General features: G+C 43.3%; 10 protein-coding genes, 1 other RNA gene and 1 pseudogene. 7 read left to right on the forward strand and 5 right to left on the reverse strand.

Annotated features, from left to right (window positions below; genetic code table 11):
- Positions 1–1,532 (forward strand): hypothetical protein (locus BHC51_RS12855; protein ID WP_218966408.1); only part of this gene is annotated, 1,532 nt, incomplete at its 5' end.
- 239 nt (positions 1,533–1,771) lie between these two features.
- Here the strand turns inward: BHC51_RS12855 and BHC51_RS13410 are convergent.
- From BHC51_RS13410 to BHC51_RS10545, 3 genes and pseudogenes are all read right to left on the reverse strand, one after another.
- Positions 1,772–1,873, reverse strand: a pseudogene (locus BHC51_RS13410) (integrase core domain-containing protein); the annotation flags it as partial.
- A 328-nt stretch (positions 1,874–2,201) separates the two neighbouring features.
- A complete protein-coding gene (locus BHC51_RS12530; protein WP_143558843.1) occupies positions 2,202–2,528 on the reverse strand; it encodes a hypothetical protein in 327 nt (108 codons plus the stop codon).
- 466 nt (positions 2,529–2,994) lie between these two features.
- Positions 2,995–4,239, reverse strand: coding sequence for a DNA cytosine methyltransferase (locus tag BHC51_RS10545; protein WP_100099197.1), 1,245 nt, complete (start codon positions 4,237–4,239; stop codon positions 2,995–2,997).
- Between the two features lie 84 nt (positions 4,240–4,323).
- Here BHC51_RS10545 and BHC51_RS10550 point away from each other — a divergent pair, with 84 nt between their 5' ends.
- From BHC51_RS10550 to BHC51_RS10565, 4 genes are all read left to right on the forward strand, one after another.
- Positions 4,324–5,025, forward strand: coding sequence for an Eco47II family restriction endonuclease (locus tag BHC51_RS10550; protein WP_100153990.1), 702 nt, complete (start codon positions 4,324–4,326; stop codon positions 5,023–5,025).
- Between the two features lie 672 nt (positions 5,026–5,697).
- A complete protein-coding gene (locus tag BHC51_RS10555; RefSeq protein WP_180296492.1) occupies positions 5,698–6,675 on the forward strand; it encodes an L-lactate dehydrogenase in 978 nt (325 codons plus the stop codon).
- A 193-nt stretch (positions 6,676–6,868) separates the two neighbouring features.
- The gene (locus BHC51_RS10560; RefSeq protein WP_100153991.1) at positions 6,869–8,650 is read left to right on the forward strand and encodes an assimilatory sulfite reductase (NADPH) flavoprotein subunit; all 1,782 of its coding nucleotides are present in this window, start codon (positions 6,869–6,871) and stop codon (positions 8,648–8,650) included.
- A gap of 93 nt (positions 8,651–8,743) precedes the next feature.
- Positions 8,744–9,880 (forward strand): acyltransferase family protein, encoded by a 1,137-nt coding sequence (locus tag BHC51_RS10565; protein WP_100153992.1) that lies wholly within the window; start codon positions 8,744–8,746, stop codon positions 9,878–9,880.
- A gap of 171 nt (positions 9,881–10,051) precedes the next feature.
- Here BHC51_RS10565 and BHC51_RS10570 read toward each other — a convergent pair whose 3' ends face one another.
- Both BHC51_RS10570 and rnpB read right to left on the reverse strand, forming a co-directional pair.
- The gene (locus BHC51_RS10570) at positions 10,052–11,362 is read right to left on the reverse strand and encodes an MFS transporter (RefSeq protein ID WP_100153993.1); all 1,311 of its coding nucleotides are present in this window, start codon (positions 11,360–11,362) and stop codon (positions 10,052–10,054) included.
- A 396-nt stretch (positions 11,363–11,758) separates the two neighbouring features.
- Positions 11,759–12,119: RNase P RNA component class A (gene rnpB / locus BHC51_RS10575), an RNA gene on the reverse strand.
- Between the two features lie 142 nt (positions 12,120–12,261).
- Here rnpB and BHC51_RS10580 point away from each other — a divergent pair.
- Both BHC51_RS10580 and dld read left to right on the forward strand, forming a co-directional pair.
- Complete coding sequence (locus BHC51_RS10580; protein WP_100154033.1) at positions 12,262–14,103, forward strand: ABC transporter ATP-binding protein; 1,842 nt, start codon at positions 12,262–12,264, stop codon at positions 14,101–14,103.
- Positions 14,104–14,206: 103 nt separating this feature from the next.
- Positions 14,207–15,904: a D-lactate dehydrogenase gene (dld, locus tag BHC51_RS10585; RefSeq protein ID WP_100153994.1), complete on the forward strand. Its 1,698-nt coding sequence runs from the start codon at positions 14,207–14,209 to the stop codon at positions 15,902–15,904.
- Positions 15,905–15,915 lie beyond the last annotated feature (11 nt).

Here is a 15,915-nt window from a genome sequence, read left to right on the forward strand (position 1 = left end):
TAGAACGAGAAGCATTCGCACGAACACAAGAAGCACGAACACGAGAAGCACAAGCACGAGAGGCACAAGTACAAGAAGCACGAGCACGAGCACGAGCACAAGAAGCACGAGCACGAGCACAAGAAGCATTCGCACGAACACAAGAAGCACAAGTACAAGAAGCACTAACACAAGGACTAGAAGCACGAGCGCAGGCACAAGAAGCACGAGCAAAAGAAGCACAAGCACAAGGATTAGAAGCACAAATACAAGCACATGAAGCATTAGCACAAGGACTAGAAGCACGAGCACGAGCAAAAGAAGCACAAGCACAAGGACTAGAAGCACAAGCACAAGCACAAGAAGCACAAAAAGCACATGAAGCATTCGCACAAGAAGCACAAGAAGCACATGAAGCATTAGCACAAGGACTAGAAGCACGAGCACGAGCAAAAGAAGCACAAGCACAAGGACTAGAAGCACAAGCACAAGAAGCACAAGAAGCACAAGCAAAAGAAGCACGAGCACGAGCGCAAGAAGCACGAGCACAAGCGCAAGAGGCACGAGCACAAGCGCAAGGAGCACGAGCACAAGCGCAAGAGGCACGAAAACAAGCGCAAGAGGCACGAAAACAAGCACAAGCAAAAGAAGTACTAATACAAGCAAAAGAAGCACGAGCACAAGCACAAGAAGCACGAGCACAAGCGCAAGAGGCACGAAAACAAGCGCAAGAGGCACGAAAACAAGCACAAGCAAAAGAAGCACAAGCAAAAGAAGCACTAATACAAGCAAAAGAAGCACTAATACAAGCACAAGAAACACCAGTACTAGCAAAGCAAGAGGCACGATATCCACCAGAATATCTTGGTTTATTGATACAACAACTCAACCAACGATTTCCTCGGCTATGGCAAAAGATTCAAGAGCCATTTTTTGACCAAAAACTTTATTTTTATCTTTTGTTTATTTATGAAGATGATCTATCAACATTAAGTGAAATGAATGAAGAACAAACACTTAAAGAACGTATTGAGGATTCAGTTGATTTTTTACTTATTAAAGATGAATGGCATAATATTTTAAATTTTAATAATTATTGGTTAAATAACATAGCCAAAATCAGCATAGCTTTTGAAGCGTTAAATATTAAGTTCAAAAAGATTGCTAAATCAACACCACAATTGCTAAAAATGGTTGAAACAGGGAATCACTATGAATTAAATCAAGCCAATGTACAGCATATATTAGAAAACCTATATGCTCACGAAAATTTTGCTACCCATATGATTCAAACCCTATTGGCATTGAATAAGGATGTTCCTATTAAATCATATTTTCAGCGTAACCCTGAAGAATTAGTTTTATCCATCACCGCATCGGATATTGCCCCGATTAACGATAATGAAGAGACCGTATTATTTATATTAAATCATAAACACATATCTCCAGAGGCAAAAATAGCCTATATAGATAAACTTTCAACAGTTATCACCGAATTAAATCAGATTACTGATGAGAAAATCAGGGAGAAACTACGTCAAAAGCAAAAATAGCCTGCTTGGCAGAAAATTTTATCCACTATTTTTTTAACTATAACAAGGATGTAAGGATAAAGATGAAGCAGATAGTCAAAGCGAAACAAGCGCAATTAATAAATAGCGCTTATTTACCGGCTGTTTTTAATGGCTCAATTAGCTGGTAAACAGCATTCCTGAGTGATTTATTTTGATTCTCTGCCTCAGAGCATGATATTGTAAATACCCCAAAGTTAGTACAAGATTCAGGTAGAAAATTAGGCTGCTTGTTTTAGGGTTTTATACTCACTCGGCGTCATATTATTTAATACTTTATGAGGTCTTTCCGTGTTATAAATGGTTAGCCATTCTTCGGTTACCTTCTTGCTTGTTTCTGATTATTAAATAGATATAAATCCAGTACCTCTGTGCGATAGATGCGATTAAGTCGTTCAATATATCAGTTTTGATATGGACTATATGGTTAAATATAATCCATGGTTATACCATGTGACTTTACCCAGTTTATGAATGTTTTCCGATAAATTCCGGTTCATTATCCACTCGTATTTTGAGTGGATAGCCATGATATTCGGCCAGTTTATCCAGATAACGGGTAATCCTGCCAGCCGGTAAACTGATTACAATATCAACGCCTAACTCCTTACGATTAAAGTCATCGATGACATTGAAGGCTCTGAACCTGCGTTAATTGCGACTGCTGTCACTCATAAAATCCATTGACCAACATTCACCTAGCTTATTCGGTACTGATAGTTTGTCTGAGCTTTGCGGAGGAATACGTTGTTTATACTTTACCCTGAGATTAAGCTTTAACTGGCAGTATATTCGATAAACACATTTATGATTCCTGTTATAGCCGAGCTTTCTGATGCGGTTAAAACACTTAGGAAAGTTCCAGCGTAAAGGCCTATCCGTGATAGCACTTAGTACCGACACAATCACTGAATCATCCGGTAACTTAGGTTGATAATAGTAAGCACAGCGGTTTAAGCCAATAATAGTGCAGCTCATGGCAATAGTGACAGAATGATTTTCTTGCAGTTGTACAGCCTAAGCTTTACGTGCTTGAATGGGTACTATAGCTTTTTTATGATTTCCTCCTGAAGCTGAGATTTTAAACTCAGCTCAGCAAACATCTGCTTAAGCTTACGATTTTCAGCTTCCAGTTGCTTTAAGCGTTTGATATATTAGGTTTCTATACCAGAATATTTATCACGCTATTTATAGAAAGTTGAATTCCTCATACCATATTTACAACAAAGTTCTTTGACGGGAATACTGGCTTCAGCTTTTTTTAAAATAGCTACGATCTGGTATTCAGCCATTTTTTCATGTTTAAATCCTCTGTGGGTTAACAAAGAGAATTTTCTACTTTTATGCTGTACTATTTTAGGGGATAGTTACAGATTTAAAATATACTCCCCGATATTCATGATTCAATCTTGGGGAATGAATATGAATAATCAGGGCTAAATATCTAAGATCCTAAGTTGTTTAACATTCTTATTATGGCTCGACCTAAGCATGCTGCTAAATTTACTGGAACGGCATTACCTATTTGTTTGTAAATCTCGTTAATTGAACCTTCAAACACCCAGTCATCAGGAAATGTTTGAATTCTTGCATATTCTCTAGTTGTTAAAGGTCTAGTTTCTTCTGGATGACAACGTTCTGTTTGTTTTTGAGCTGGTGAGCATGTCAATGTTAATGAAGGTTCACTCCAAGATAGCCTTCTTGCCATACCTGTTTTTCCCCCACCTAGGCTAAAACTACCTTTCATGTATTCTTTTTGGAGTTCTAATGGCAAGTCTTTCCAATACCCGCCTTCAGGGACATAAGATAATATTTCTGCCTTTCTTTTAGGGTAAGATTGTCCTTCTGATACAGGGACATCAGTGTTATACAATGAACCTTTTTTAAAGGCATCTTTTACAGTCATTAGTGAGTGATAAGGTGATGGTTTTTTATAAATTAACACATCTTTGTAGTCATTACGGACTGCAATTATTATTAATCTTTCTCTTTTTTGAGGTACTTTATAAAAAATAGCTTTATAAATATCCTCTTCTATTATTGTATAACCCGAATCATTAATTATGTTTTTTATTATTTCTATTGTTCTTCCATTATCGCTGTTCTTTAAACCGCTGACATTTTCAGCTAAGAAAACCTTTGGTTGTATTTCTTTCATTACCCTAATCATTTCAAAAACCAAAGTTCCTCTGATATCTTCGAGACCTAGCTTTTTCCCTGCTGTAGAAAAAGGCTGACAAGGAAATCCCCCTGTCAACAAATCAACTTTTCCTGACAAATGAGAAAAGTTTTGTTCTATGATATCTCCTTCAACAACGTTCCAATGGGGTCTGTTTTTTCTCAGTGTATTGCATGCATGTTTATTAATTTCATTAAGAAGTAAAGATGTAAATCCTGCTTGTTCTAAACCTAAAGCTAATCCTCCTGCCCCAGCAAAAAGCTCGACCAGCGTATATTTTTTGTTTGGCTTTATTGCTAACTGTTCTTCCCATTCACTTTCAAACATTGATAAAAATTCAGGAAAAATTGATAATTGTTTTTTTGTGTAAGGGTGGGAATATATATCCGGTTCTAGCTCTGGTATGAGTGTGCCATTCTTGGCCCAGTTAGAAACAGTTCTTTTAGATATGGATAGAATATCCGCTACATCTGATGCAGAAAAAAATTCTTTTCTATCAATGCCTTTCATAATGATGCTGTGTTTTATTCAGTTAAAGACGATAGTTTACAGTATCGTAGAGTAAAGGTCCATATTTATTTTTAAGGATTAGGTATGTCAACTTTTGACAAAGAAAAAATTAAAAAAATTTTAGAACCCATTGTTAGTAAAACGTATGAAGCACAGCTAACAGAGTCTGATATTAGCAAAAAAAATACATTGGATATTTTTTCTGCATCCATTGATAGTGCAATAAGAGGAATACCGCTTGAAGAATGGAAAGAACAAGAAAAACAGCGTCAAATGCAAAAAACTTTGCAAAATCAAATTGGTGAGATTCATCAACGGATATTAGGTACATTAGATGGTGTTACTAATTTAGAAACAGGTTCAGTTATTGACTTAGAAGGTGATGGATTTATTGCTGAAATAAAAAATAAGCACAATACAACAAAAGGTAATCATAAAGTAGCTGTTTATGATGATCTTAAGAGTGAACTTGTTAAGAGAGAAAAAGGAACAATTGCTTACTATGTTGAAATTTTACCTAAGAATGGTAAATCATATGACCAAGAGTTTACACCTTCGGATAACCGAACTCGTACAAACAGAGAATCAGATCCCTATATTAGACAAATAGATGGACAAAGTTTTTATACAAAGATCACTGGGAACGAAAATGCACTACGCGAGTTATATTTGCTAATTCCAGAAATAATAAACGAAATAATAAATGAGAAGTATGGAAAAGAACAAAATGCTGATGATTATATTGATGAGTCAGAATTTGATTTAATCTATAAAAAAAAGCTATAAACTATAGTCTTAAAACACCCTATATCAGATAACAGCTCCTCTTTTAGGAGCTTTTTTTTGCATAAATTTTACAGATTAGCTGTTCACCTACCATGCTAGCTCTTGGTTTCGCGTCAGTGGCAAATGCATTGGTTGCCACACATGAATTAAACCCTCAAAATACATCTGTACCCAAATACAGCGTAAACTGAATAAACGTGAATTTCTCTTACAAAGACAACCCAGTTTGGTAGCGTAACATGTTCCCACTCACCATCATACTTAAACTGCTGGTAACGTAAACTATTTTTTATCGTAATTACTATCTGGCAAAACATAGGTTTAGAAAACGATATAGCGCTTATTTACCTGCTGTTTTTAATGGCTCAATTAGCTGGTAAACAGCACTCCTGAGTGATTTATTTTGATTCTCTGCTTCAGCGCTTGATACAGCCAGAAAAATGAATCCGATTGTGGCACTGTTTTTTGTACAGCAAAAGCATTCAGCATTCAATACAAAACAAAGAAATTAGTAAAATATTTGTACAAAATTATATGGATAGGTATTTATTACCAAGATATGTAATTAATGATGAATATTAATAAATTAAGCAATTGTCATGTTCAGGTCTGCTACAATTTCTGCATAAATTCGCATAGATTTGCATTTATCCATGGAAACGAGGTTGAATTATGTTGCAGCCCACTAATGCCAAAAACCATCAGAAAATTGTTCTGGTAGGTGCCGGTACTGTTGGTTCTACTTTTGCTTATGTTGCTACTCTGCAAGGTATCGGTCAGGAGCTGGTCATTGTTGATGTTGACCGTGACAAGGCTCATGGTGATGCTAAAGATATTGCTGATGCATTGCTGTTTACTTATCCGAAAAACATTTATGCCGGCGATTACAGCGATGCTGCCGACGCCGATATCGTGGTCATTACCGCCGGTTCTGCACAAAAACCGGGCGAATCGCGTCTGGATTTGGTAAACCGCAATTTATCAATCATTAACAGTATCGTATCACATGTAACTGAATCCGGCTTTAATGGTATTTTCTTAGTAGCATCCAATCCGGTGGATATTCTTACCTATGCCACATGGAAACTGTCTGGCTTTCCGGCAGAGCGGGTAATCGGTTCCGGCACTTCACTGGATTCCGCCCGCTTATGTAAATATGTAGGCTACCTGCTTAATGTCGACCCGCGTACTGTCAGTGGTTATATTCTTGGTGAACATGGCGATACTGAATTTCCGGCTTGGTCACACCTGAGTGTAGGCGGCTTGACTATGGAAGAGTGGATTAAAGGTGACCCGCGCTATACTGAAGCCGATCTGGATATTATTGCCAAACGGGTAGTTAATGCTGCTTACGATATTATCCGCCTCAAGGGCGCAACTTATTATGGTGTTGGTGCGGCTCTGGCGCGTATCTGTCGTGCGCTGCTGGATGATGAAAATACTATTTTGCCTGTTTCCGTCTATCTGAACGGCCAGTATGGTGTTCAGGATATGTATATTGGTACTCCGGCTGTGCTCAACCGGCATGGTGTCCGTCAGGTAATTGAAATTCCGCTGAATGAAAAAGAGCAGGGTCTAATGCATGCCTCAGCCAGCCAGCTGGATGAGGTGATGCGCAATGCCTTTGCAGAAATCGGTATACAACGTTAAGCACAACAGTCTGGAGGCAAGCCGGATTATCTGTTTCAGAGCAGCCAGCAGGCTGCTTTTGTTACATATGCTCGCCGCTTCTAACTAAATAAGCGCCATTTCTTTCTCAAAAATCTTTGTGCTTGCTAGTATGGCTGGATTGTTTTTAGCAGCCTGTAAATGAAATTAATCATAATTTTATCGAGCACAAACCATGACCACACCTGTATCCCCCGAACTGCTGCAATCGCTCGCCCAGCTATCTCCCACTCAGTTGGCATGGCTATCCGGTTATGCATGGGCAAACAGCCAGCAGGGAAGTGCTGCTGCTGCGGTAGCCGTTCCTGTAGCCAGTACTGTTGAATCAGTTGCGGCACGTAAAGTATTGATTTTATCAGCTTCGCAAACCGGCAATGCTCGGCGTGTGGCAGAAAGCCTGCAACTGAAATTTGAAGCAGCCGGCATAGATGTTAGCCTTTGTGCCAGTGGCGACTATAAAAGCAAACAACTTCCCAATGAAGATATTCTCCTGCTGGTAACTTCCACTCAGGGTGAAGGTGAACCTCCGGAAGAGGCCTTACCACTGTATAAATATCTGTTTGGTAAAAAAGCGCCGGCTCTTAATCGGCTTCACTTTGCCGTACTCGGGCTGGGCGACAGCAGTTATCCGCAATTTTGTCAGTGTGGTAAAGATTTTGACAGCCAGTTGGCACTATTAGGTGCACAGCGCCTTACTGAACGGGTAGATTGTGATGTTGATTATCAAAGTAGGGCAGCAGCATGGCAGGATAAAATCGTTGCGCTTATCAGTCAGCTGAATAACAGTCATGCCGGCGTGAGTAATGAGGTGCAGCAAAGTGTGGTTGCTGCACAAACTGCGATATTTACCAAAGAAGTTCCTTTTACGGCCAGCCTGAGTGTGCGACAGCGAATTACCACGCCTAACGCCAGCAAAGACGTTGAACATATTGAAATCGATCTTACCGGTTCTGGTATCCGCTATCAGCCCGGTGATGCATTGGGGGTGTTCTATCAGAATGCCACCGCGCTGGTAAGCGAAATTCTGCAACATACGCAGGTAGATAAGAATGCAGCAGTGCGTCTGGCCGATGGCCGCGAAGTGACTATCGAACAGGCATTGCAAAACGAGCTGGATATTACCCAGACTACACCCGCGCTGGTACAGGCCTATGCGCAGCAGGCACATATTGCCGAACTGGATGGCATCATTGCAGATACTGCTGCCCTAAAACAGTTTATTGCCACCACACCACCAGTAAGCATACTGGCCACCTATCCGCAGTTACTCAGTGCCCAGACACTGCATGACCTATTTCGCCCACTGACACCGCGCCTGTATTCCATAGCCTCCAGTCAGGACGAGGTTGGAGAAGAAGTGCATTTAACCGTGGGCGTTGTGCGCTTTACCCATCGTGGCCGGCAGTATACCGGCGGTGCTTCTGGTTTTCTTGGTGAACATTTGCAGGAGGGTGGGGCAGTACGGGTATTTGTGGAAGAAAATCATCGTTTCCGTTTACCCGAAGATGGCAATACGCCCATTATTATGATTGGCGCCGGCACGGGCATTGCTCCTTTTCGCGCATTTATGCAGCAGCGGGATGCCAATGGTGACGCGGGCGAAAACTGGCTGGTTTTCGGTAATCAGAAATTTACTGATGATTTTCTTTATCAGACTGAATGGCTGCAATACCGCAAAAGCAGGTTATTGACTCGTTATGACTTTGCATGGAGCCGGCAGAGCAATGAAAAAATCTATGTGCAGCATAAGTTGCGTGAACAGGCCGCCGACATCTGGGCATGGCTACAGCGCGGAGCACATATTTATGTTTGCGGTGATGCCGGCACAATGGCACGTGATGTAGAACAGGCCTTGCTAGAAATTGTTGCCACGCAAGGACAGCTCAGCCTTGAAGATGCAGATGAATACCTGAGTGAACTACGGCAGCAGCAGCGTTATCAGCGTGATGTATATTAACTGCCATGTATTAATTTGGAAATGCGATTCACAAACTCTGAACCAACCAATTAATATCAGGTTGTGACCAACTTTTACCCGTTTGCTGGGATTATGCTTTATTCATATAAGATGTTTGGCTGGATGCTGGGATTGTTATTGCTGTGTGTGGCTGTATTCGGTTCGCGACTGTTTGCATTTATGGATAATTCCAGTAGCCGGCGGGTAGAGCGGTTGGATGGTTTGCGTTTTCTGCTGGCCTTCAGTGTGGTCATGCATCATTATGTTTACAGCTATTATTATCTGCATGGCCAGTCATGGACACCAGCTGTATTTGCCCATAATCTGCTCAATCTGCGCATGGGTGTTTTTGGTGTAACTTTGTTTTTCATGCTCTCAGGCTATCTGTTTGCTTATTCCAATCCGGTATCGTGGCTACATTTCTATCAAAAGCGCTTCTTGCGCATTGCGCCGGTATTTTATTTGTCTTCATGTTGTTGCGTATTGCTGGCGCTGTATCTGCAACGGCATACACTGGTATACAAGGATATGCTGCTTAACCTGTATTATTGGTTTGATGCCGGCATTACCGGTATCAAACCGCCGTTATTCGGTATGCAGGATGCACGGCTGATTAATGCAGGTGTACCGTGGACATTATTCTGGGAATGGGCCTTGTATTTTTCTCTGCCCTTATTGTGCTTTCTGCGCCAGAAAACCGGCCTGCTACCACTGGCGATTACTGTAATATTTATTGCAGTTTATTTTGTTGCACCATTTAATCAGCAAAAAGCCTACTTTATCGCCTGTTTTGCTGTGGGTGCACTGGCCAGAGTGCTGTCTGATTCAGTTCAGTTGCCAAAAATATTGTGTGACAGTGTGATTGTGCTGTTATTGGTGCTGATTTTCAGCATCACCACTGGCCGCTACAACATCAATTTCCTGCCCCTGTTTGCCCTGCTGTTTATCCTGATTGCGCTGGGCGGCGATATATTTGGACTGCTCCGGCTGAAAGCCTTTGTACGGCTTGGTGATGCCAGTTATAGTATTTATCTGCTGCATGGCCTTGCTTGGTATGGTATGAATAAATATATTGCGGTGCACAATCTGGTTTTGAACCGTACGCAGTACACATTAGTATCTACCGCAGTAATGTTTGTTTTACTGGTTATCTGTACCTTAACTTATCAATATATAGAAAAGCCTTTTATAGCCTTAGGTCGGCGCAAGTCTCCGTGGCTTAAAGAATAAGTTTTTGTGCTGATTTGGTCGTGTTTCAGTGGGCAGCGATTTAGTTCTGCGGAAAATAGCAGTGTTCTGTTTTCGCAAGTAATTTGGCTACTACAAATGATATCTGCCCGGAATAGTTCAATTATTCCGGGCAGTTTCTTTATGCGCTATTTGTCAGTATTTTCAATATCGTTAATTGTCTGCTTGCTGTTGCTTTTCGGTATTCTGCAAAGTAGCCTGAACATGCTGTTCAGCACTGTCAGCATCATACGGGGTGTCCGTGGCGGTGTCGTTGCGCGGGTCAAGCTCTGCTGTCATCGGTCCAACATTGCCAGATACGGGGACATAAACACTGCGCTCCGAAATGGGTACAGCCGGCTGCATGAAGGCATATATCGCCAGCGCAGTTGCAATAATGGCATACACACTGTAAAAGCCATAGTGATTAAACAACTGCATCACTGTACCGAGAATTAATGGTGCTACCAGTGAACCCAGTCCATACACAAACAGCAAGCTGCGATTTACTTCCACTGTGTTCATATTGGCTGGTAAAACATCGTTGGCTCGCGCCAGCCCCAGCGCATACAGCGGAAAGCCGCTACAGCCGATAGCCAGTGCAATCACACATTGTGCCCAGATATTACCCGGCAAAATTAATAACAGCAGCATACCACTGATTGCGGCTACAGCGGCCACACAGGCACAGCCGAAAATGGTGCGTGGGCGGCCGAATTTATTCGACAACCAAGCGATAAATAGTTGAATGGTGAAACCACCAATCATTGCTGAACCAAGAAACATGGATACATTACGCAGGCTGTAACCCAGCTTCAGTATAAATACGGAGCCCATGGTAAAAAAGCCATTAATAAAAATCCCAGCCATGAAACAGGCTATCCATGCCAGAGGCACAATGGAAAGGACATGCGGCAGGCTGATGCGCTCGCGTTTGGGAATCTCCGGCTGCTGTATCCGCGTTAGTCCTACCGGTAATGTAGCAGCGATAACCAGAATAGCTGCCAGAGTGAAGATATTGTTACTGGACATATTCAGGCTCAGCAGCAATACACTGGTTGCTGATGATACGTAATACACTACTTCATACAGTGCCAGAATCTTGGCGCGGGTCTGTGGGACACTGCGTGCAGTAAACCAGCTTTCCACGACCATTAATAAGCTGTAATGACAAAATCCCAGTACCGCACGCAATACGCCCCACATCCATAATTGCTCCACCATCAGATGGGCAAGGGCGGCAATGGCAAACAGAGCTCCAAACACGCTGAAGCTGCGGATATGTCCTACGCGCGAAATAATGCGGTGTGACACAATGGCAGAAATGGTGCCACCAATAAAAAAGGCTGCATTCAGAATACCGATGGTGATATTGCTGACCCCCATCTGGGACAGTTTAACCCCAGCTGAATTCAGAAACAGCCCATAACCGGAAAACAGAAAAAAAATGGAACCATATAAGGACAAAAACTGGCGCGTGTGCATGCGGATACCGATAAAATAAGAATAGCAAAGCCTGACATAAAACAGCTGTCAATGTAAAGGAAGAGAGGCTGTAAGATGTCAATTTATAAGTAAAAACAATTTATTTTGTGTAGACTAATGACGCTGTCGAGTTAATCCTGCCGGTAAAATCTCAACATACTTTGCAGCAGCCCATAACATTGTACCGGCCAGACAGGTATGCCGGGCAGATAATATACAGGGGATTTAAGGTTGATACTGGGTAGCTGTCATCGGATGTGCCGGTATTATTCACTAGCCCACATATTGCCTGAATACACCGAGTAATCTGTTGTACCTGATTGTGCAATAAACTGGCTGTGCACAGTCTGGCAGAATTTTAAGTAGCCAGATGGATAAACAGCAATGCTGAGGGGGCACATCAGACAACCGATAAGCCGGGTTCTGTCTGGGACAGTCATTCATCTGGGCGACACATTACTGTGCCGCTCAAGCAACCTACCCGAATGCTCGGCGAGCAGCGTCAGCGCATTCTGTTTGGTCTTGCTCCGAATGGGGTTTGGCCTGCTACACGTTGTTACCAACGGCACGGTGCGCTCTTACCGCACCATTTCACCCTTACCTGTGCTATGGTTTACCATAGCCATCGGCGGTTATGCTTTCTGTTCCACTTTCCGTCGCCTCACGGCGCCCGGCTGTTAGCCGGCATTCCGCTCTGTGGAGCCCGGACTTTCCTCTATGCACGTATATTGTGCACAGCGACTGTCTGGCATGCTGATGTGCCAGCAAGATTTTAACACAAACCAATGAAAGCTGATTTATATTTCAGATTATGTATAATGATTTCTTTTATCATTTTCTGACTGCAATAATAGTTTGTGCGGCCATCATGGCTCAATTATGTAGAAAGCCCACGCAGTATGTTATTGAACCGATTACTAAGCTGGTTTGAAAACCGCATTGATGCTTATCCTGACACTTTGCCGCAGCCGTCGAAAAAAGGTGTGCTGCCGTTTATCTGGAGCTGTTTGGAGGGTGTACGCCTCTGGCTGCTCGTGATGGTAATTATGACCATTGGTACCGGCATTCTGGAAGCTTTGGTTTTCCGGTTTCTCGGTAATGTAATTGATTGGCTTGGTGCTTATACACCAGACAGATTGTGGCCGGAAAAAGGACATGAGCTGATTCTGATTGCGGCAGTAATGATATTCAGTATTTTCTGGTCGTTTCTGGCTTCTAATGTGCAGTTTCAAACGCTACAGGGCGCTTTTCCGATGCGTTTGCGCTGGAATTTCCACCGCCTGATGCTCGGGCAGAGTATGGGTTTTTATCAGGACGAATTTGCCGGACGGGTTTCTGCTAAGGTAATGCAAACGGCGCTGGCGGTACGCGATACAGTGATGTCAGTCGCTAATATGCTGGTGTATGTACTGGTGTATTTTGTTACCAGCGGCATTATTCTGGCCGGCATGGATAGCTGGTTATTGCTGCCATTTATTCTGTGGATTGTGCTGTTTGTGCTGGTATTGCGCTTCCTGATTCCGAAGTTATCCAAAACTGCCCAGCAGCAGGCGGATGCACGCAGCCTGATGACTGGCCGCATTACTGATGCCTATACCAATATTGCTACGGTGAAGCTGTTTTCCCATAGTGCACGTGAAGCTGCCTACGCCAAGGCATCCATGCAGGAATTTCTGGTGACGGTCAATGCGCAGATGCGGCTGGCTACTTTGCTTGATAGTCTGAGTACCGCGATTAATATTATGCTGGTGGTCAGCTCTGCCGGTCTGGGTATCTGGTTATGGATAAATGGACAGGTTGGTGTCGGTGCGATTGCCACCGCTACGGCAATGGCATCAAGGATTAATGGTTTGTCACACTGGGTGATGTGGGAAAGTGCGCGCCTGTTTGAGAATATCGGCACGGTGGAAGATGGCATGAAAATCCTGTCCCGCCCTCATACTATTGTGGATAAGCCTGAAGCTCTGCCGTTAAAGGTTAATCAGGGCGCAATTGATTTTGAGCATGTGAATTTTGCCTATAGTGACGATAAGCCGCTGTTGCGCGATTTTAATCTGCATATCCGTGCCGGTGAAAAGGTGGGTCTGGTAGGGCGCAGTGGTGCCGGTAAAACCACGCTGACCAATCTGCTATTGCGTTTTTATGATGTAAAAGGCGGACGCATTCTGATTGATGGTCAGGATATTCGCGATGTCACGCAGGATAGTCTGCGTGCAGCACTGGGACTGGTAACGCAGGATACCTCACTGCTGCATCGTTCTGTGCGCGACAATATTGTCTATGGACGCCCGGATGCATCGGAAGAGGCAATGATAGAGGCAGCACATCAGGCTGCTGCTGATGGCTTTATTCCGGCATTGAGCGATGCCAAGGCTCGGCATGGTTATGATGCCCATGTCGGTGAACGCGGGGTAAAACTGTCTGGCGGGCAGCGTCAGCGTATTGCTATTGCGCGGGTGATTCTGAAAGATGCACCCATTTTGCTGCTGGATGAAGCCACCAGTGCACTGGATTCAGAAGTGGAAGCGGCCATTCAGGAAAATCTTACCCGTTTAATGCAGGGTAAAACCGTGGTGGCTATTGCACACCGTCTGTCTACGATTGCGGCCATGGATCGGCTGATTGTGATGGATAAGGGGCAGATCGTCGAGCAGGGCACACACAGTGAGCTGCTGGCCAAAAATGGGGTTTATGCCATGCTGTGGCAGCGGCAGAGTGGTGGTTTTTTGCCTGAAGCATAATGTGTTACAGTTATATGTTAAAGTTCTTCTCGTTAACATATAACTGTTCTAAAATGATCTGTATTGATTGGGAATAAGTGATTATATTAAAAGGAGAATCAATATGGATATCAAGGCAAATACAGAGCTTATTCACACGTTACAAGCGATTGTCGGACAAGAGCATATTCTCACCGACCCGACACATACTCTGCCTTACCGGCAGGGTATCCGTTTTGGTGTTGGTGATGCTCTGGCTGTTGTGCTTCCGGGTACACTGGTAGAGCAGTGGCGTGTATTAAAAGCCTGTGTGGAAGCGGATGTGATTATTATCACCCAGTCTGCCAATACTGGACTGACGGGTGGTTCTACACCGGATGGTAATGATTATGACCGGCCGATTGTGATTGTCAGCACGCGCCGGCTGGATGGCATTCAGGTAATTGAAAATGGTGAACAGGTAGTTTGCCTGCCGGGCAGCACTTTGTATCGTCTGGAAAAAGAATTAAAAAAATACCAGCGTGGCCCGCATTCTGTGATTGGTTCATCCTGTATCGGTGCATCAGTTATGGGTGGTGTGTGTAACAACTCCGGTGGCGCGCTTATTCAGCGCGGCCCAGCCTATACCCAGATGGCCGTTTTTGCTCAGTTGGATGAAAATAGCAAGCTGCATCTGGTTAATCACCTTGGTATTGAGCTGGGAGATGATCCGGAAACCATTTTGCAGAATCTGCAAAATGGTAATTACAGTGACAAAGATATCAAGCGTGATGCCGGCATGGGACATGACCACGAGTACCGCAACCATGTGCGCGAAATTGATGCAGATACGCCGGCACGTTTTAATGCCGATCCGGTACGTCACTATGAAGCTTCCGGTAGTGCCGGACGTCTGATGGTATTTGCTGTGCGTCTGGATACTTTCCCGTTGGAAAAAAATTCTGCCGTTTTCTATATCGGCAGCAATGATACGCATGAGCTGGATGATATTCGCCGTCATATTCTCAGTACATTTAAAAATTTACCGGTGTCGGGTGAATACATGCACCGTGAAGCTTTTGACATTGCTGCGGTATATGGCAAGGATATTTTTGTTGCCATTCAGAAGTTCGGTACTGATGCCATGCCGCGCCTGTTTGCCTTCAAGAATTTTGTCGACCGTATCTTGGCGAAAATTCCGTTTTTTCCGAAGAATTTTTCTGACCATTTTGCGGTATTCATGTGTAAATTCCTGCCTCAGCATTTACCCCAGTCAATCCGTGATTACCGTGACCGTTACGAGCATCATCTTATTTTGAAAATGGCTGATGATGGTATTGCCGAAGCAGAGGAATTTCTGAAAACTTTCTTTGAGCAAAAAACCGGTAGTTATTTCCGCTGTAATGAAAAAGAAGCCGAAGCCGCAATGCTGCATCGCTTTGCCGCAGCCGGCGCGGCTACTACCTACCGCAATGTGCATAGTGACACGGTAGAAAATATTGTTGCGCTGGATGTAGCTTTGCGGCGCAATGATAGTGAATGGTTTGAAACCTTGCCGGAAAGCATCAACCAACACTTTATCCATAAAATGTATTATGGTCACTTCTTTTGCCATGTTTTCCATCAGGACTATATTGCCAAAAAAGGTACCGACTGCAATAAGGTTGAAGATGAAATGCTGGTATTACTGGATCAACGGGGTGCACAGTATCCTGCTGAACATAATGTCGGCCATTTGTACCATGCCAAGCCAGAACTGAAAAAATTCTATCATCAGCTTGACCCGACCAATAGCTTTAATCCCGGTATTGGCAAAACCTCAAAGAAGAAATACTGGGCTTAAGCAGACAGTCT

This window comes from Snodgrassella alvi, from assembly GCF_002777745.1.
GTDB classification, from domain to species: Bacteria; Pseudomonadota; Gammaproteobacteria; order Burkholderiales; family Neisseriaceae; genus Snodgrassella; species Snodgrassella alvi_D.